This is a genomic window from Corynebacterium sp. 239_CJEI (genome assembly GCF_001055995.1).
GTDB classification, from domain to species: domain Bacteria; phylum Actinomycetota; class Actinomycetes; order Mycobacteriales; family Mycobacteriaceae; genus Corynebacterium; species Corynebacterium jeikeium_D.
On record NZ_JVOW01000002.1, the window covers coordinates 107535 to 126110 of the forward strand.

Consider the following 18576-nt stretch of genomic DNA (forward strand, 5'->3'; position numbering starts at 1 on the left):
GCCCCAACTGTCAGGCGAGGTGCTTTGCCAGACAGTGACCGAGGGAATTCTCCCGCTCCCCCAGCCGCTGCCGCAAAGCTATTGATTTTTACTCGAAGGTTCCGATGTCATCCAGCGGAACTGCGGAACCGACCTGATCGATGCCGTAGGTGTCCTCGGCACCGTAGAAGCCCTCGCCGAAGGAAGCGAACGGGGCGGCTGCCTGGCGGGCAGCTTCCTCAGTCGGCTCAACCGTGATGTTGCGGTAGCGCGAGATACCCGTACCAGCCGGGATCAGCTTACCGATGATCACGTTCTCCTTCAGGCCGATGAGCTTATCCGAGCGCTTGTTGATAGCGGCGTCGGTAAGCACGCGCGTCGTCTCCTGGAAGGAGGCGGCGGACAGCCAGGACTCGGTGGCCAGCGATGCCTTGGTAATACCCATCAGCACGCGACGGCCTTCGATGACGCTGCCACCGGAGGCGACAATCTCGCGGTTCTTCGCCATGACCGTGGAGCGCTCGACCAGTGCACCTGGCAGCAGTTCGGAGTCACCTGGCTTAGACACAATCACGCGGCGCAGCATCTGGCTGACGATAACCTCGATGTGCTTGTCGTGAATGGCCACACCCTGATCACGGTAGACCGACTGGACTTCCTCGATAAGGTGGCGCTGGACGCCTCGGCGGCCCAGAACCTCGAGGACCTCGTGCGGATCGGCAGCGCCCTTGAGCAGCTGCTGACCCTTGACCACGTGGTCACCATCGCGGATGGCGCGACGACGGCCATCGACAGTGATTTCAGCCAGGCCCTGACGCTTGGACAGCTTGTCGTATACGACCTCGTCCTCGCTGTTGGCATCCGGGATGAGGGTGAGCGTGTAGAAGTGCTCGTCCTCCTCCAGGCGCACGCGACCGTTTTCGCGGACCAGCGGAGCCTTGTTCTTCGGCACGCGGGCCTCAAACAGCTCCTGGACACGCGGCAGACCACCGGTAATGTCGCCACCGACACCACCCTGGTGGAACGTACGCATGGTCAGCTGGGTACCCGGCTCACCAATGGACTGCGCAGCAACAATGCCGACAGCCTCTCCGATGTCGACCAGCTTGCCGGTTGCCATCGAGCGACCGTAGCACTTGGCACAGACACCGGTTGCGGTGGAACAGGTCAGAACCGAGCGGACCTTGACTTCCTTGACACCGTGGCTGAGAGCCAGGGTGATGTGGTCGTCGTTCAGGTCGGTGTCAGCCGCGATAAGGACATTGCCCTCAGCGTCGGTGACATCGGCTGCCAGCACACGAGCAATCGCGGCGGTCTCGACATACTTCGCACGACGGATCTCGCCGGTCGGGTTGCCGGTTGTGTCCAGAACATCCTCGCCGATCTCGACAATGACACCATCGTGAGTGCCACAGTCCTCTTCGCGAACGATGACGTCCTGCGCAACGTCGACCAGACGACGGGTCAGGTAACCCGAGTCAGCGGTACGAAGCGCGGTATCGGCCAGACCCTTACGGGAACCGTGCGAGTTGTTGAAGTACTCGAGAACCGACAGGCCTTCGCGGAAGGAGGTCTTAATCGGACGGGTGATGTATTCACCACGCGGGTTCGTAACCATACCCTTCATGCCGGCCAGCGAGTGAATCTGGCCCATGTTACCGGCAGCACCCGACTTCACGATCATCGGAATCGGATTGTCATCCGGGTACAGAGCCTCGACCTTTTCACCGACCTCAGCCGTCGCAGCCTTCCACAGGTTAACCAGCGACTCGTGACGCTCAGCAGCCGAGAGCTTACCACGGCGGAACTTCTTCTCCACCGTGGCGGCCTTCTCTTCGTAGCCGTTTAGGATCTCCCGCTTGTTCGGGAGAACCAGCACGTCAGACATAGCAATGGTGACACCAGAACGGGTAGCCCAGTAGAAACCAGCATCCTTGAGCTTGTCGACGGTCTGAGCGACCGTGATCATCGGGTACTTGGCAGCCAAGTCGTTGATGATCGCAGCCTGCGGCTTCTTAGCCATAACGCCTTCGACGTATGGGTAGTTCCACGGCAGCAGGTCGTTGAACATAACGCGGCCCAGCGTGGTCGAAGCCAGCCAAGTATCGCCCTTGTTCCAACCGTCTGGGAACTGCTCGGATTCAATCTCAGCCGGCGGACGCAGGTGGCTGATGCGAACCTTAATCGGGCTCTGCAGGCCAATTGCACCGCGGTCGTAAGCCATGATGGCTTCGGCCGGGCTGGTGTAAATACCCTGCTCCGGTGCGTCCTCGGTGGCATCCTGGTGGCCACCCGGCAGCTCTGGCTTCTCCAGCGTCAGGAAGTACAGGCCAGTGACCATGTCCAGACGCGGCATAGCCAGCGGCTTACCGGAAGCCGGCGACAGAATGTTGTTCGAGGACAGCATCAGGACACGAGCCTCGGCCTGCGCTTCAGCGGACAGCGGCAGGTGGACTGCCATCTGGTCACCGTCGAAGTCGGCGTTGAAAGCCTCACAAGCCAGTGGGTGCAGCTGAATTGCCTTACCCTCAACCAGGACCGGCTCGAACGCCTGAATACCCAGGCGGTGCAGCGTAGGTGCACGGTTCAGCAGAACCGGGTGCCCGGTAATGACATCTTCGAGGACGTCCCACACCTCTGGGCGCTGACGCTCAACCATGCGCTTCGCGCTCTTGATGTTCTGCGCGTAGCTCTTGGCCACGAGCTCCTTCATCACGAACGGCTTGAACAGCTCGAGAGCCATCAGCTTCGGCAGACCACACTGGTGCAGCTTCAGCTGCGGGCCGACGATAATAACCGAACGGCCGGAGTAGTCAACACGCTTACCCAGCAGGTTCTGACGGAAACGCCCCTGCTTACCCTTGAGCAGGTCGCTCAGGGACTTCAGCGGGCGGTTACCCGGACCAGTGACCGGGCGGCCACGACGTCCGTTGTCGAACAGTGCGTCAACGGATTCCTGAAGCATGCGCTTCTCGTTGTTGACAATGATCTCCGGAGCGCCGAGGTCAATCATGCGCTTCAGGCGGTTGTTGCGGTTGATGACACGACGGTAGAGGTCGTTCAAGTCCGAGGTCGCAAAGCGGCCACCGTCGAGCTGCACCATCGGGCGCAGCTCCGGCGGAATCACCGGGATGCAGTCAAGCACCATAGCGGCCGGGTCGTTGCCGGACTGCAGGAATGCAGTGACAACCTTCAGGCGCTTGAGGGCGCGCATCTTCTTCTGACCCTTGCCGTCGCGAATAATCTCGCGCAGCTCCTCGGCCTCCTTGGCCAAGTCGAAGTTACGGATCAGGGTCTGAATAGCCTCAGCCCCCATACCACCGGTGAAGTAATCCTCGTAGCGGTCGACGAGCTCGGTGTAAATACCCTCGTCGATAATCATCTGCTTCGGCTCGAGCTTGATGAAGGTGTTCCAGATCTCGTCGAGACGATCCAGCTCGCGCTGGGCGCGCTCACGGATGTGGCGCATCTCGCGCTCGGCTGCAGACTGAACCTTCTTACGGGCGTCAGCCTTGGCACCGGCTGCCTCGAGCTCAGCCAGATCCTCTTCCAGGGTCTGGGCACGCTCGGCCAGCTCCTGGTCGCGGTCGTCCTCAACCAGCTTCTTGTCCACGAGCATGTCTGCTTCGAGGGTTTCCTGGTCGTTGTGGCGAGCCTCTTCATCCACAGAAGTGATGATGTTGGCAGCGAAGTAGATGATCTTTTCCAGATCCTTCGGAGCCAAATCGAGCAGGTAGCCGAGGCGAGACGGCACACCCTTGAAGTACCAGATGTGAGTGACCGGAGCGGCCAGCTCAATGTGGCCCATGCGCTCACGGCGAACCTTCGACTTGGTCACCTCAACGCCACAGCGTTCACAGATGATGCCCTTGAAGCGAACGCGCTTGTACTTACCACAAGCACACTCCCAGTCACGGGTCGGGCCGAAGATACGCTCACAGAAAAGGCCATCCTTTTCCGGCTTCAGCGTACGGTAGTTAATCGTCTCGGGCTTCTTGACCTCACCGCGAGACCAGCGGCGGATGTCGTCGGCGGTAGCGAGCCCAATCCGGAGCTCGTCAAAGTTGTTGACGTCGAGCACCTGTTTTCCCTTTCCCTCCGCATCGAAGTAATGCGGAAACCAAATTCTCTGCGGAGGTTTTTGTACGTTGTCGTCTGTGTTGGGTTATTCGCGAGTTAGGGCTTCCCGACCCTGATACTCACGCAATGTTTCGTCGTTAAGCGAGAAACTATGCGGAGTCAGCGTCAGAACGCTCGTCGCGGGACAGGTTAATGCCGAGGGAAGCGGTCGCGTGGTCGAGTTCCTCATCGTCGGAGGAGCCCAACTCAACCGGAACGCCGTCGGCCGAAAGGACCTCAACGTTCAGGCAGAGCGACTGCAGTTCCTTCAGAAGCACCTTGAACGACTCCGGAATACCCGGATCCGGAATGTTGTCGCCCTTCACGATTGCCTCGTAGACCTTGACGCGGCCAACCACGTCATCGGACTTGATGGTGAGCAGCTCCTGCAGGGTGTAGGCAGCGCCGTATGCCTGCATTGCCCACACCTCCATCTCACCGAAGCGCTGACCACCGAACTGGGCCTTACCACCCAGCGGCTGCTGGGTAATCATGGAGTACGGACCGGTGGAACGAGCGTGAATCTTCTCGTCGACCAGGTGGTGCAGCTTCAGCATGTACATGTAGCCCACCGAAACCGGGAACGGGAACTTCTCGCCAGAGCGGCCGTCGAACAGCGTGGCCTTACCGTCAGCGTTGACCAGCACCTCGCCGTCACGGTTCGGGCGGGACGACGCGAGCAGACCAGCGAGCTCCTCGTTCTCAGCACCGTCGAACACTGGGGTTGCGACCAGGGAGTCGGACGGAACGTCGTGCAGGTCTGCCGGAAGACGCTTAGCCCAATCCGGGTCGCCCTCAATGCTCCAGCCGGCCTTCGCCAGCCAGCCGAGGTGAACCTCGAGGACCTGGCCGATGTTCATACGACGCGGAACACCGTGGGTGTTCAGAATGATGTCGACCGGGGTGCCGTCCGGCAGGAACGGCATGTCCTCCTGCGGCAGGATCTTGCCGATAACACCCTTGTTACCGTGGCGACCTGCCATCTTGTCGCCGTCCTGGATCTTGCGCTTCTGCGCAACGTAGACGCGGACCATCTCGTTGACACCCGGTGCCAGGTCGTCATCGTCTTCACGGGAGAAGACGCGGACGCCGATGACCTTGCCGGACTCACCGTGCGGAACACGCATGGAGGTGTCACGGACCTCGCGGGACTTCTCGCCGAAGATAGCGCGCAGCAGGCGCTCCTCCGGAGTCAGCTCAGTCTCGCCCTTCGGCGTGGTCTTAGCGACCAGGATGTCACCGTCGCGAACGTCGGCACCGATGCGGACGATACCGCGGTCATCCAGATCCTTCAGCATCTCCTCGGATGCGTTCGGGATGTCACGGGTGATTTCCTCCGGACCCAGCTTGGTGTCGCGGGCATCAATCTCGTGCTCCTCGATGTGAATCGAGGTCAGGATGTCCTCCTCAACCATGCGCTGGTTCAGGATGATGGCGTCCTCGTAGTTGTGTCCTTCCCACGGCATGAATGCCACGAGCAGGTTCTTACCAAGTGCCATCTCACCGTTGTCGGTACCCGGACCGTCAGCGATGACCTGGCCGGCCTCAACACGCTGGCCTTCGTCAACCAGAGGCTTCTGGTTGTAGCAGGTGCCCTGGTTGGTGCGTTCAAACTTGCGCAGCAGGTAGGTGTGGCGCTGGCCCTCATCATCCATGATGGTGATGAAGTCTGCCGACACGGTCTCGACCACACCGGTGGCCGAAGCGACAATGACATCGCCGGCGTCGTAAGCAGCACGCTGCTCCATACCAGTACCGACGAACGGAGCCTCCGAACGCAGCAGCGGCACAGCCTGGCGCTGCATGTTCGCACCCATCAGGGCACGGTTAGCGTCGTCGTGCTCGAGGAACGGAATCATGGCGGTAGCCACGGAGACCATCTGACGCGGGGAAACATCGAGGTAGTCGACCTCATCGGCGCGGACGGACTCGACGTCACCACCCTTCTTACGAACAGACAGGGTCTCCTGAACGAAGTGGCCGTTCTCGTCGATCGGGGTGTTGGCCTGCGCGACGACGTAGCGGTCTTCCTCATCAGCGGTGAGGTAGTCGACCTCGTCGGTGATGACACCATCGCGGACGCGACGGTACGGAGTCTCAATGAAACCGAACGGGTTCACGCGTGCGTAGCAGGACAGCGAACCAATCAGGCCAATGTTCGGACCCTCTGGGGTCTCAATTGGACACATGCGACCGTAGTGGGACGGGTGAACGTCTCGAACCTCAAGGCCAGCACGGTCACGGGTCAGACCACCCGGGCCCAGTGCAGACAGACGACGCTTGTGGGTCAGACCCGACAGCGAGTTGTTCTGGTCCATGAACTGGGACAGCTGGGAAGTACCGAAGAACTCACGGATAGCCGCGGAAACCGGGCGCACGTTAATCAGGGTGGTCGGCTGGATCGACTCCACGTCCTGAGTGGTCATGCGCTCACGAACCACGCGTTCCATGCGGGACAGACCCACGCGGACCTGGTTCTGAATCAGCTCGCCTACGGTACGCAAGCGACGGTTACCGAAGTGGTCGATATCGTCGGTCTCAACCGGGATCTCAACACCTTCCGGCGAGGTCATAACATTCTCGCCGTCGTGCAGGCGCACAAGGTATTCGATGGTGGTAGCAATATCCTGCTCGGTCAGAACCATCTCGCCGGAGGCATCAGCGCCCAGACCCAGCTTGCGGTTGACCTTGTAGCGACCGACCTTAGCCAGGTCGTAGCGCTTCGGCTTGAAGAAGTTGTTCTCCAGCAGAGCCAGCGCGGACTCGCGCGTCGGCGGCTCACCCGGGCGCTGCTTGCGGTAAATCTCCAGCAGAGCCTCGTCGGTGTTTGCAACACCGTCCTTCTCCAGGGTGGCCATCATGATCTCAGAGAAGCCGAAGCGCTCCTTGATCTCCTCGGTGGTCCAGCCGAAAGCCTTCAACAGAACCGTGACCGGCTGGCGACGCTTACGGTCAATACGAACGCCGACGGTGTCCCGCTTGTCGACGTCGAACTCCAGCCACGCACCGCGCGACGGAATAATCTTCACCGAGTGCAGCGGGCGCTCGGTGGACTTGTCGATGGTCTCATCGAAGTAGACGCCCGGAGAGCGCACCAGCTGAGAAACAACGACACGCTCAGTTCCGTTGACGATGAACGTACCCTTGTCCGTCATCATCGGGAAGTCACCGATGAAGACAGTCTGGCTCTTGATCTCACCGGTCTCGCGGTTGGTGAACTCCGCGGTGACGTAGAGGGGAGCCGAGTAGTTGATGTCCTTATCCTTGGACTCATCCACGGTGTTCTTAACGGAGTCGAACCATGGGTCCGACAGCGTCAGGGACATCTTCTGGGAGTAGTCCTCAATCGGAGAGAGCTCTTCTAGAATATCTTCGAGACCGCTGGTAACCCGAGCGTCTTCTCCGAGCTCCTCCTGGCGACGAGCACGCCACTCAGGCGTGCCAATGAGCCATGCGAAAGACTCACGCTGCAGGTCGAGCAGACCAGGAACCGCAATCGGCTCCTGAATCTTTGCAAACGAGTACCTCTTCGAAGCTCCGGGAATACCGGTTACTGCCTTGGTCTGGCGGGAGACTGCCAAGATGCGTCCTTCCAGCACCTCACGCGGTGGAGCACACCGGCAACCGGTGGTGCGCTCCGCCCGCTTGGTTTATACGCGATTCAAGTTGCAGGAATTATTTCTGTTGCGCACCGGGATACTTTGCGTCTAACCTTTGGTCACACACGAAAGTGATTCCCCCGCCACTTGGCCTCCAAGACCAGCCTTTAAAGGCGAGCCCCGAGCCCTAACGGCGGCGCCGCAGCAACTCCTTTAACAGCTAGATGCACGAAAAACGGTGCTACATAATAGCCCCGCGCTCCGAGCGCAAACTATAAAAGAGCTGGCGACAGATACACTAATTCCAGCGCAACGATTTAGCCTATATCAAAAACTGGCAGTTGTCTAGTACAACTTGACAAATCGGGCGTGTCGCATTCACCCGTTACCGATATAACGATGAGGCCTGGGCGCTATGGCCGTCGTAAAGCGTTACTCTGCTTTACGACGGGTCGAAGGACGCACGATGCCCACGATTGCGATGAATACCAGAATTGAACCGGACGCAATGAGGCCGATTGACCACGGCTCTAGAGCTGGGCGCTGGAAATTCTGTATTGCGCCAAAGAGAAGCTGATTGGAAAGGCCTTCGTCCATCTTGCCGTTGAAGCGCAGGTAGTCCATGATCGGCTCGCCGTCGCGGGTCTCCCACCAAAGGTGGATGTCCTCGGCCATATCGATGACCGAGCCAGACTTGGGCTCAACCCACAAATCACGGGTGCCCTGGTACTGGAGGAAGCCGGACTTGTCATCCTGGGTTAGCTGAGAGACATAAGAACGGTACTTCTGGGCGAGATTCGTCTTCTCAATGTCCTGACGGAAATGCAGGACACGGTTACCGCCGCGCTCCTCTTCCCCGACAAACTTTGCCGGCAAGGAATCGTGGAGGAGATCATCAAAGATCAGGTATTCCTTTTCCTCCGTGTCGGCCGGAAGCTTCACCCAGTTCCCCTCGAAAGCCACTGACCGTGGAACGCCTGCCATGCGGTCGACAAGCGTCGCAGGAGCCAGCGCCTCGCCAGTGAGGCGGTCGATGGTAACTGTCCAGATATTGGCCTCGATAAGCTCCGTCAGCGGGTCGGTGCCTATGACCTCAGGGGGAAGCTCACGCATTTCAGTCACACCGACACGGAGCGAAACCTTGTCCGCATCCGCGGGTTCGATGAGCACGCCATGGAGCTGTCGCTGCAGCGGCGAGTGCACTTCCTCCCGCTTGCCCTCTTCGTTAATCCTGGTGGATACGCCGTCTTCCGCCCGCAGGGTATACGACACCGGCGGCAGGTCAAGCGGCATTTTGGGATCAACATTGAGCACTTTGGGCAGCAAAATGCCAGCAGCAAGCAGTGCGGTGCCTAGACCCAACAGAAGGATAGACAAAATTCTCGGCCGTGAGAGCATGTTAGATACTTTACAGGCCAATAGGGGCAATCAAGACAATGAGTGGTCTGGTTTTTGCCCCAACTCCCTGTGACGGGTGAGATTAGTGAGGTTTTGCCCGGGTCAGGTGGGTTAGCAAAGACCCCAGAAACAAAAGGACCGCCAACCCCGGGAAAATCCCAAAATTGGCGGTCAGAATTGGTAGCTTTAGGCCGCTACCGAGACCGAAGCAAGTAACTGAATTACTTGAGGGCAACCTTTGCGCCAGCCTCTTCCAGCTTAGCCTTAGCAGCCTCAGCGTCGTCCTTGGAAGCACCCTCCAGGATAGCCTTCGGAGCGGACTCAACCATCTCCTTAGCCTCCTTCAGGCCCAGGCCGGAGACGATCTCGCGGACAGCCTTAATAACGCCAATCTTCTTAGCGCCAGCGTCCTCGAGGACGACGTCGAACTCGTCCTTCTCCTCAGCAGCAGCCTCGCCGCCAGCAGCGCCTGCAGCAGCAACTGCAACCGGAGCAGCAGCGGTAACGTCGAACTCTTCCTCGAAAGCCTTCTTGAACTCGGTGAGCTCAACGAGGGTCATTTCCTTGAAAGCCTCGAGCAGTTCCTCAGTGGTGTACTTAGCCATGGATATTCTCCTATGAGTGTGGTGCGGCCGCTCCCCTCAGAAATCCCTGGGGTCGAAGCCGTCAAAGTGATATTGAAAAGTTTTTCGCGTGATTTAGTTCGCGTAGATCGCGAGCCGCTCGGGATTACTTCTTTTCCTCGAGTGCCGCAGCAAGGCGGGCAACCGAGGAGGTCGGAGCGTCGAGCAGGCCAGCGACGTTCGCCAGAACGCCGTTGAAGGCACCAGCCAGCTTTGCCAGCGTGGTCTCACGGTTATCCATATCCGCAAGAGCCTCGAACTGTGCTGCATCCATCGCAGCACCGTCCATGTAGCCGCCCTTGATCACGAGGTTCTTGTTGTCACCGGCGAACTTCTTAATCGCCTTAGCCGCATCCACAGCCTCGCCCTTGATGAAGGCGACTGCAGTCGGGCCGTTCAGGTGCTCATCAAGACCCTCAATCCCTGCCTCGTCGGCAGCGATCTTGATCATGGTGTTCTTGGCGACGGAGTACTTAACATCAGCACCGAGGGCGCGACGCAGTTCCGTGATTTCCGCAACGGACAGGCCGCGGTACTCAGTCAGCACGATAGCGTTGGACTCTTCAACGTCCTGCTTCAGCGCTGCAACAGCTGCAATCTTCTCAGCATTTGCTGCCATGTGTACTCTCGCCTCCTTCCTGGTCTTTGCAATTTTCCGCTCGGCCAAGTGAAGGATTCTGTTGCGCAAATACAACAAACGCCCCAATCCTCGCACAAGGATGGGGCGCACAATTCTTGTGGCATGTTCCACTTCAACTCCGCCGACCGCAAGGACAACAGGTGAAGTCAAACTGCGCAAGCGCTTCCAAGTCCTCCTGCGTGGGCCGCTCACTGTATTCCTACAATGAAACCTTCAATCCGCTTCTTTCAAAGCGAATGACCGACGGTCTTCGGTGAAACTTGAGTACCAACCTCCATCTTCCCAACTCGATGTTGGTACCGATTGGAAGCCGGTCAAACTTCGTGAAGAAACTTTATACCAGACCCTGGCAATTAACCAAATCGCCTATCCAAACCGCGCCGCACCTGGCTCTCCGAAGCGGCCGAACTCCAGGTCCTTCTCACGTTGCTGGACAATCATCTCGAGCTCGGCAAAGTACGCATTCAGGTTGTCGTCGGCAAGCCAGAGCACTTGGTCGGCGTAGTCGAGCACCACGCGCACCATGTCGTCGGGATGTGCGTCCAATCTGGCGGCGTCGAGAATATCCACGGTGAGTGTCAGTGCCACGCGCACAACCGGCGGGATCTGCGATGCCAGGCACTGCTGCGCCACGACATTGCGCAGCTCGACGGCCTCCATCCGCGCGATGATGCGCAACAGCCGCACGACCACGACCTGCGCCGCCCGAGCTTGTAGAGCTTCCTCCTCACTCATCCCCGGAAGCACCACAGAGTCCTGGATATTGCGGCGAAGGACCTCAGCTACGCGCTCGTCCTCCCCTAGCCCCGTCAGTACCTCGCCCAGCAGAGTCTGTCCCGCGATGCGCAGGCAGGGCATGTCATAGGCGTCGTCGCCCAACGAGTCGAGATACGAGATGAGCTGCGGTTCAATAATTCCGGAACCGTCGTCGAGCTGCGCCAGGCGATTAATCTCGCCGAGCGCCTCCAGCCCTTCTTCGGGTTCCAAAATTAACGTCATAGTCGCGATTTTAAGCAACAAACTTTGGCTGTGAGTCCATTTCGCCTGGATTAGTTGTTTGGATTAGCAATTCGCTTTACGACGTCTACCGCGCCCAAGCCCCCCACCGCGCTATCGATACCCCTTATACCAATGCAAAACCGCCACCTCACACACTCTGGAAAGTGCGCGCGGCGGCGGTTTTAAAGAGCTTTGCTCAGAGTCGCTCTCGAGTGACTCATGAAGAGCACACTCACCTATCGGCTGATGCTGATTTAGGCGGTGTAGTCCTTGATCACGCTGGTGTCAACCGGGATGCCCGGGCCGTTGGTGGCGGAGACGGTGATCTTCTTCAGGTACTTACCCTTAGCAGCGGACGGCTTGAGGCGCATCAGCTCGTCGATAAGCGCACCGTAGTTCTCGGCCAGCTTCTCAGCGTCGAAGGAAGCCTTACCGATAACAGCCTGCAGGTTTGCAGCCTTGTCAACGCGGAAGGAAATCTTACCGCCCTTGATCTCGGTGACAGCCTTAGCGACATCCGGGGTAACGGTGCCGGTCTTCGGGTTCGGCATCAGACCACGCGGGCCGAGGATGCGAGCCACGCGACCAACCTTGGCCATCTGGTCCGGGGTAGCGATAGCAGCGTCGAAGTCGGTCCAACCGCCCTGAATCTTCTCGATCAGCTCCTCGGAGCCAACGAAGTCAGCGCCAGCCTCTTCAGCCTTGGTGGCGTTCTCGCCAGCAGCGAAGACGACAACGCGGACGGTCTTACCGGTGCCGTTCGGCAGGGAGACAGTGCCGCGAACCAGCTGGTCAGCCTTGCGCGGGTCAACGCCCAGGCGGATGGCGACGTCGATGGTGGCGTCGTAGTTCTTGGAGGAGGTCTCCTTGGCCAGGTTAGCGGCCTCGAGCGGAGAGTAGATGCGGCCGGCGTCGATCTTCTCGGCGGCGGCGCGGTATGCCTTAGAGTTCTTGCTCATGAAAAGTCCAATCTCAATTAAGTGAAATGGTTGGATTGTGGTGTGTAGCGGGCCGAAGCTGGCCCTACCACTTGATGAAGGTGCAGCTAAACGCTGACGGTTTACTTAGCGCCCTCGACGGTGATGCCCATAGAACGAGCGGTACCGGCGATGATGCGTGCACCCATCTCGATGTCGTTAGCGTTCAGGTCCGGCTTCTTCAGCTCGGCGATTTCCTTGCACTGCTCCCAGGTCACGGAACCGACCTTGTTGGTGTGCGGAACGCCAGAGCCCTTCTGGATGCCAGCGGCCTTCAGCAGCAGCTTAGCTGCCGGCGGGGTCTTCAGAACGAAGGTGAAGGAGCGGTCTTCGTAGACAGAGATTTCAACCGGGACAACGTTGCCACGCTGGTTCTCAGTTGCTGCGTTGTAAGCCTTGCAGAACTCCATGATGTTGACACCATGAGCACCCAGTGCCGGACCAACCGGCGGAGCCGGGTTAGCCTGACCAGCCTGAATCTGCAGCTTAATAATCGCAGAAAGCTTCTTCTTCGGAGCCATCGGATTAACCTACTTCCTAGTTACCGGGGCACGCCGCCCCGATGAAAAGGCGACTCACCCCGTCCGGATGCCGACGCTTTACGACGACCCTTGCGCCCTCGACCATCATGGCCGCTGGCGCTGGTCATCGAGTTGGTGCCAGCCACCGGGGATACGAATTACTTGGCGCATCTGTGCTCAAGGCACAAAAATGCACGCCTGGCTACGTTACCGCAGCGTATGGCGTGCATCAAAATCCGTTACCGGATTGGTTGCGCGAGCGAGCTAGCTGGTGCCTTGCTCGGCGCTTGGCTTGGCGGTGCTCTCCGCTTGGCTCTGCGCCTGGCTTGAGGTCGGGCCTAGTTCAGCTTCTCGACCTCATCGATGCCCAGCTCGACCGGGGTCTCACGGCCGAAGATGGAAACCAGAGCCTTCATGCGGCCGGTGTCCGGGTCGATCTCGGAGATGGTCGCAGCCACAGATGCGAACGGACCGGACAGGATGGTGACGGACTCGCCGACCTCATAGTCGATGGCGACGGCCTTCTTCTCCGCCTGCGGCGCCGCTGCGACAGCCAGCTCACCGTCGGCATTTGCAGCTTCTTCAGCGGCGTCCGCGGTGATGGTCTCCTTCGGCATGAGGAACTTAGCGACCTCGCGAATCTTGACCTTGGACGGCTGGCCCTCGCTACCGACGAAGTAAGTAACACCCGGGGTGTCGCGGACGACGGACCAGGACGGGTCATCCAGGCTCATACGAACCAGAACGTAGCCCGGCAGCAGCTTGCGCTTAACGATCTTCTTCTTGCCGTCGTCCTTGCGCTCTTCGACTTCCTCAACCGGAACGATGACCTCGTGGATCTGCTCATCGACACCCATGGTCTGGGCGCGCATTTCCAGGTTGGTCTTCACCTTGTTCTCGTAGCCGGAGTAGCACTGGATGATGTACCAGTCGCCCGGACGACGCTTGAGCTCACGCTGGAACTCGCGCAGGCGCTTACGGTACTCGGCATCTGCGTCAGCAGCTGCCTGTGCCTCAGCGTCAGCGGCAGTCTCCTCTGCCGGCGCTGCTTCTGCTGCAGCAGTGTCAGCTGCGGCTGCGTCGGCTGCGGCTGCGACTGCACCCTCGGCCGAAGCTTCTACCTGAGCCGGTGCGTCCTGCGCATCCTGCTCAGTTGCGGCAGCATCCGCGGACTGGGCGTCGGAGAAAATATTCTGACCATCATTCATGTCGTGCTAACCCCTCTTGTATCTACATCAACGGTTCGCGACATTGGCATCTTCGCCTAAAGAGTCCTAAGAGCCAATATGCCATCCGCAATCACTTCGCACAGCCAGACACCAGCTGCGCTAACGAATAATCCCGCCGTCCGGAACTCGGAGGCGGGATGAAAAGCATCACTGCGAAACAGTATAACCGATTACTTACCCAACACCGATCGGACACCCAGACCGGCCAGCGTGTCCACACCCCACACGAGAACGATCATGGCAATCAAGAACAGAATCACGATGATGCTGTAGGTGACCATCTGGCGGCCGGTCGGCCAAATCACCTTGCGCAGCTCGTCAACAACCTGCTTGATGAAAACCAAAGGGTTACGAGTCGAAAGCTCGTTGGTCTCCTTCTCACGCGCAGGCTTCTTCGCCACGGTGGTCTGCGCGCCCGTCGCCTGGCGCTTACCGGACGGGCGAGCCGCCGCCTGGAAAGTCTGGTTTTCCTCAGACACGATGCTCCTTCGCTACTTCGTGCATATGAGACCTAAAGATACTGCACAGTGAAACTCAAACGTGAATTCTTCAAGGGCAAACTCCGGGGAAGTTCTCCGGAGCCAAGCCCCCACTGTGCAGAGCAAGTCTGGTTCAGTGCGTAAATTCTAGCCGATAATCCACACTATCGAAGAAATGCCCTTCGTGGGAACCGCAGGCTTCGAGATTCGATTCTGACAACCCCAAAGAGCCACGGGCTGCTCGCTCGGGGATGCGAACTTGGGGCTGCAAATGTGAAACTGTATGGGGTTATGACACTTTCAAGCCATTTTTCGGGCTGTTTTTGTCATAAACGCAGTCAGTAACTCGCATTGCCCCACCGCCACCGAACATAAACGAAAAACCCGCCACCCAGACGCATTTTCATACGCCCTGGATGACGGGTACTTGCAGGGGCGACAGGACTCGAACCTGCAACCTGCGGTTTTGGAGACCGCTGCTCTACCAATTGAGCCACGCCCCTTCACCACCAGCGAAAGAACTTCTCAGTCCTTAGCTGACAATGTCCCACCTTACTGCATTGCTGCATAATCAAGGCGGGGTTCGACGAACATCACTGTCCGTAGTAGCGATGGGGGGGATCGAACCCCCGACCTCACGATTATGAGTCGTGCGCTCTCACCATCTGAGCTACATCGCCCCTATTCTCTACCGGACATAAGTCCGTATAAAAGAACAGAGCCCCCTGACAGAATCGAACTGTCGACCTTTTCCTTACCATGGAAACGCTCTGCCGACTGAGCTAAGGGGGCATCAGCATCCGTTGAACTCAGCACGTAACTCCGTGGCCAATTGTTGACCGCTTTGTTTCGTTCTGTGCTCTCCGTGAAGCCTTGCAAAGATTAACCCGAAATCACCACTAAGCACAAATCAGCAGGTAGGCAGCGGTATTTCTTGTCATGTTTGCAGACATTTGGCGCGCACTTATGGATAATCTATTCACTTATCGATGAGCCCCAGCGGAACCATAAGTGAATAACTCATCGATGAGTGGCTGACCTCTAACTCGAGCCCCTGCCCCGCTTAATCCAGAGCCCCTCACTCGAGCCCCTACCCCGCATCCCCATCAACGGGGGGTTAAACGACAGAGAAGGGGATGCGGACGTTTTTTTGGACAGTTTCAATCTCACGCTACATTGACTTTTCGGTATTCGGCAATGCTCAAACCATCGAGGCTGATCTTGATTCGGTGATTGTTGTAGAACTCAATGTATGTCGCGATTGCTTCTTTGAGCTCTTGAGGGTTCTGCCAGGTTCTGCCGTAGTACATTTCGTTTTTCATTCGGCCGAAGAACCCCTCGCATGCTGCATTGTCGGGGCTACAACCTTTCTTCGACATCGAGCGAAGTATTCCGAACTTCTCGGTCATACTTCGCCAGCTGCTGCCTCGATAATGTGCTCCGCGGTCTGAGTGAATCACCAAGGAGCCATCCATTGCCGGCTTTTCGGTTGCGATTGCTGCGTACAAAGTTTCTTCTGCTAACTCCATGGTGGGATGAACACTTGTTTTTGCTGCCACGACCTTCCCGTCAAAACAGTCAATGATGGCAGACAGGTACACGCGACCTTGGTTAGTAGCGAAAACACTGATGTCAGTCAGCCACAACCGATTTGGATGCTCAGCATGAAAATTACGGTTCACCAGGTTAGGTGGTGCGGGAGAAATTTCCCCTTGATAGCTGGAGTAACGCCACTTTCGTTTCGGGAACCAGGGACGAATTCCCTCTTCGTGCATGAGACGGCGGACGACCTTCTCACTGATAACGATCCCGCGATGGCGCAGTTCCCACCAAAGTCGGCGATAGCCGTAGGTGTTATTCGACTCAGAACTAATCTCATGAAGCAATTCGCGGATATGCGCGTGCTTATCCGGAGCAAATCGCTGTTGGAGTTGGTAGTAGAAGCTTGATGCCGCAAGATCAATAGCAGCAAGCAGCATAGATAACGGAAACTCGCCGCGTAACGCGTCAACCACTTCAGCCTTGTGCTTATTGCTGAGCTGCCCCGGGATGACGCTGACGTCTTTTTTTACAAGTTCCAGCTCCTTTTCCAAAACAGCCTTGTCAACGAGCAGTTGAGCCATTTGCTTTTTCAGTTCTGCAGGATCATCGGCTAATGATTTCTCGAATGCTGCTCGGGTGGGCATGCGAGTGTGCTCTTTGCGTTCTCTTTTCGACATCAAACCCCATTTTCCCTCTTCACGGTGGCGTTGTGCCCAAGAATAGACACTCATCTTTGAGCGCAGCTCGCATTCCACAGCGGTGTCAGCTGGCCTCCAACCAGCGTTGAAGAGCTCAACAGCACGAAGCTTGACCTCAAACGGGTAGCGGGTCAATGTTTTTGACTGTTTGCGGGGTCGACCAGGTTTGGCGGGTTCACGCAACCATTTGTACAGCGTCCATCGCCCTGGATAACCAAGTTCACGGACGGTCTTGGTCACCGATTGAGTACGCTTGTAAACCTGCAGAGCTCTGCGTCGCTGCTCCTTGGTGTATGAGCGGTTCATGATGGAATCCTCCAAGATTCCGTCCGCATCCCCGAAAGTGTGTCTGGATTCGGTGATTTGTAGTGGTTGACCTCTAGGTTTCAGAGAAATATATGCTCCGGGAGCATATATTTGGCTCCGGGACGGTAAATCCGCGGTGTGGCAGCAGTGATGTGCTACACGCGGCGTGGTGTGGTGTCGCAATGTCAAAGAACCAACCACGCTGCCACTGCGGCGATGAGATGAAACGCAACGGCACTACCAGCAAAGGAACTACGAGGTGGCGATGCAAACACTGCGGCGCGTCGAGTGTGAAGCGCCGCAGCGACATCACCAATTCCACGGTTTTTGCCGCCTTCATTGACCACCTGACCACTGGCGCCAGCCTCGATACCGTTGCCAGTCGTGTGGGATGCTCACCGCGCACACTGCAACGCCGCTTCGAACCCTTCTGGCTCGTTGACGTACCAGATCCCACCATCGGACATATCGGGCGGGTTTACGACCAGGTGTTTCTAGACGGCACATATACCGCCGGCGGCTGTTTGATCATTGCCGCAACTATCGACCATGTCATCGCCTGGCACTGGTGCAAACACGAAACCACGCGCGACTACCAACGACTTCTCGAGCGCATCGAAGCCCCACTTATCGCCGTTATCGATGGCGGCCAGGGAGCGTTTAGCGCGATCAAAAAGTGCTGGCCCACCACGAAAATCCAGCGTTGCCTCGTCCACGCCCAACGCGTTGTACGCCGCTACACCACCTCACGGCCCCGGACTGATGCCGGGCGCACCATCTACCGACTGGCGCTGAAACTGACCCGGATCACCACCCTGGACCAAGCAGCAGCATGGGGTGCACAACTGCACGAATTCTCCACGATCTACCGTTCCTGGATGGACGAGAAAACCACGGTCAAAGACCCTAAAACAGGTACATGGACCCGCACGTGGACACATCACAACGTGCGCAAGGCCTACAACAGCCTCAACCACCTCTGGCGCTCCGAACTGCTGTTTGTCTACCTCACCCCACCAGAAGGTGTGCTGGAGAAAAACCGGATTAAATCCACCACCAACAGCCTTGAAGGCGGCATCAACTCCCAGATCAAACTACTTGCCAGAACACACCGCGGCAGATCAGGCGAACGACAACGCCGAATGCTGGATTGGTGGCTCTACTTAAAAACCGAACTGCCCGACGATCCAGCACGAATCGCCAGGCAGTCCAACTGGGGCCAGGACCAACTCGCCAAAGTTTCCACCCTGACCCAACACGAGAACCAAGCCGACCACGAAACAGGACGACCAGCCCTCTACGACAACGCTATCGACACCGACTACACCCACTCAATCGGCATCCAGAAAGGCCAAATCTAACCCCCGCGCGACACGCCGAGCCAGACACACATTTTGTCGTTTAACCCTGGGTTAAGTAAAGAAAAGTGTGTCCGCATGCCACCATAACCCCAGACCACACACCACA

At 58.0% G+C, this 18576-nt stretch carries 12 protein-coding genes and 3 tRNA genes; 1 reads left to right on the forward strand and 14 read right to left on the reverse strand.

All coding sequences use genetic code 11. The features are described 5' to 3' along the window. Window positions 1-88 precede the first annotated feature (88 nt). The 14 genes from ADB08_RS00770 to ADB08_RS00835 all read right to left on the reverse strand — a co-directional run bounded on the left by ADB08_RS00770 (window position 89) and on the right by ADB08_RS00835 (window position 17109). Window positions 89-4060: a DNA-directed RNA polymerase subunit beta' gene (locus ADB08_RS00770; RefSeq protein ID WP_049170042.1), complete on the reverse strand. Its 3972-nt coding sequence runs from the start codon at window positions 4058-4060 to the stop codon at window positions 89-91. 148 nt (window positions 4061-4208) lie between these two features. After that, the gene (locus ADB08_RS00775; protein ID WP_042388391.1) at window positions 4209-7697 is read right to left on the reverse strand and encodes a DNA-directed RNA polymerase subunit beta; all 3489 of its coding nucleotides are present in this window, start codon (window positions 7695-7697) and stop codon (window positions 4209-4211) included. A 432-nt stretch (window positions 7698-8129) separates the two neighbouring features. Continuing rightward, window positions 8130-9095, reverse strand: a complete 966-nt coding sequence (locus ADB08_RS00780) for a DUF3068 domain-containing protein (protein ID WP_049170045.1) — start codon at window positions 9093-9095, stop codon at window positions 8130-8132. A gap of 221 nt (window positions 9096-9316) precedes the next feature. Then, on the reverse strand, window positions 9317-9700 hold the full coding sequence (gene rplL, locus ADB08_RS00785) for a 50S ribosomal protein L7/L12 (protein ID WP_016422047.1): 384 nt from the start codon (window positions 9698-9700) through the stop codon (window positions 9317-9319). Window positions 9701-9824: 124 nt separating this feature from the next. Then, window positions 9825-10337: a 50S ribosomal protein L10 gene (gene rplJ, locus ADB08_RS00790; protein ID WP_016422046.1), complete on the reverse strand. Its 513-nt coding sequence runs from the start codon at window positions 10335-10337 to the stop codon at window positions 9825-9827. Between the two features lie 387 nt (window positions 10338-10724). Continuing rightward, on the reverse strand, window positions 10725-11357 hold the full coding sequence (locus tag ADB08_RS00795; RefSeq protein ID WP_049170047.1) for a hypothetical protein: 633 nt from the start codon (window positions 11355-11357) through the stop codon (window positions 10725-10727). Window positions 11358-11611: 254 nt separating this feature from the next. Continuing rightward, window positions 11612-12316 carry a 50S ribosomal protein L1 gene (rplA, locus tag ADB08_RS00800; RefSeq protein WP_016422044.1) on the reverse strand — a complete coding sequence of 235 codons (705 nt, stop codon included), beginning with the start codon at window positions 12314-12316 and terminating at the stop codon, window positions 11612-11614. A 101-nt stretch (window positions 12317-12417) separates the two neighbouring features. Further along, window positions 12418-12855 (reverse strand): 50S ribosomal protein L11, encoded by a 438-nt coding sequence (gene rplK / locus ADB08_RS00805; protein WP_016422043.1) that lies wholly within the window; start codon window positions 12853-12855, stop codon window positions 12418-12420. Window positions 12856-13193: 338 nt separating this feature from the next. Further along, window positions 13194-14063 (reverse strand): transcription termination/antitermination protein NusG, encoded by an 870-nt coding sequence (nusG, locus tag ADB08_RS00810; protein ID WP_049170049.1) that lies wholly within the window; start codon window positions 14061-14063, stop codon window positions 13194-13196. A 191-nt stretch (window positions 14064-14254) separates the two neighbouring features. Then, on the reverse strand, window positions 14255-14563 hold the full coding sequence (secE, locus tag ADB08_RS00815; protein WP_049170051.1) for a preprotein translocase subunit SecE: 309 nt from the start codon (window positions 14561-14563) through the stop codon (window positions 14255-14257). Window positions 14564-14993: 430 nt separating this feature from the next. Further along, window positions 14994-15066 (reverse strand) — tRNA-Trp (locus tag ADB08_RS00820). 103 nt (window positions 15067-15169) lie between these two features. Continuing rightward, a tRNA-Met gene (locus ADB08_RS00825) sits at window positions 15170-15243 on the reverse strand. 39 nt (window positions 15244-15282) lie between these two features. Further along, a tRNA-Thr gene (locus ADB08_RS00830) sits at window positions 15283-15355 on the reverse strand. A 374-nt stretch (window positions 15356-15729) separates the two neighbouring features. After that, entirely contained in the window at window positions 15730-17109 is a 1380-nt protein-coding gene (locus ADB08_RS00835; protein ID WP_080969593.1) for an IS3 family transposase, read from the reverse strand. A gap of 182 nt (window positions 17110-17291) precedes the next feature. Between ADB08_RS00835 and ADB08_RS00840 the strand changes: the two genes are divergently transcribed. After that, window positions 17292-18470, forward strand: coding sequence for an IS1249 family transposase (locus ADB08_RS00840; protein WP_048732261.1), 1179 nt, complete (start codon window positions 17292-17294; stop codon window positions 18468-18470). Window positions 18471-18576: the final 106 nt, after the last annotated feature.

Bases quoted from the DNA above. Each gene is read 5' to 3' on its own strand.
- ADB08_RS00780 (WP_049170045.1), bottom strand. From the start codon at position 9,095: ATGCTCTCACGGCCGAGAATTTTGTCTATCCTTCTGTTGGGTCTAGGC.
- rplJ (WP_016422046.1), bottom strand. From the start codon at position 10,337: ATGGCAGCAAATGCTGAGAAGATTGCAGCTGTTGCAGCGCTGAAGCAG.
- ADB08_RS00840 (WP_048732261.1), top strand. From the start codon at position 17,292: ATGTCAAAGAACCAACCACGCTGCCACTGCGGCGATGAGATGAAACGC.
- ADB08_RS00835 (WP_080969593.1), bottom strand. From the start codon at position 17,109: ATGAACCGCTCATACACCAAGGAGCAGCGACGCAGAGCTCTGCAGGTT.
- rplK (WP_016422043.1), bottom strand. From the start codon at position 12,855: ATGGCTCCGAAGAAGAAGCTTTCTGCGATTATTAAGCTGCAGATTCAG.
- ADB08_RS00795 (WP_049170047.1), bottom strand. From the start codon at position 11,357: ATGACGTTAATTTTGGAACCCGAAGAAGGGCTGGAGGCGCTCGGCGAG.
- nusG (WP_049170049.1), bottom strand. From the start codon at position 14,063: ATGAATGATGGTCAGAATATTTTCTCCGACGCCCAGTCCGCGGATGCT.
- rplL (WP_016422047.1), bottom strand. From the start codon at position 9,700: ATGGCTAAGTACACCACTGAGGAACTGCTCGAGGCTTTCAAGGAAATG.
- rplA (WP_016422044.1), bottom strand. From the start codon at position 12,316: ATGAGCAAGAACTCTAAGGCATACCGCGCCGCCGCCGAGAAGATCGAC.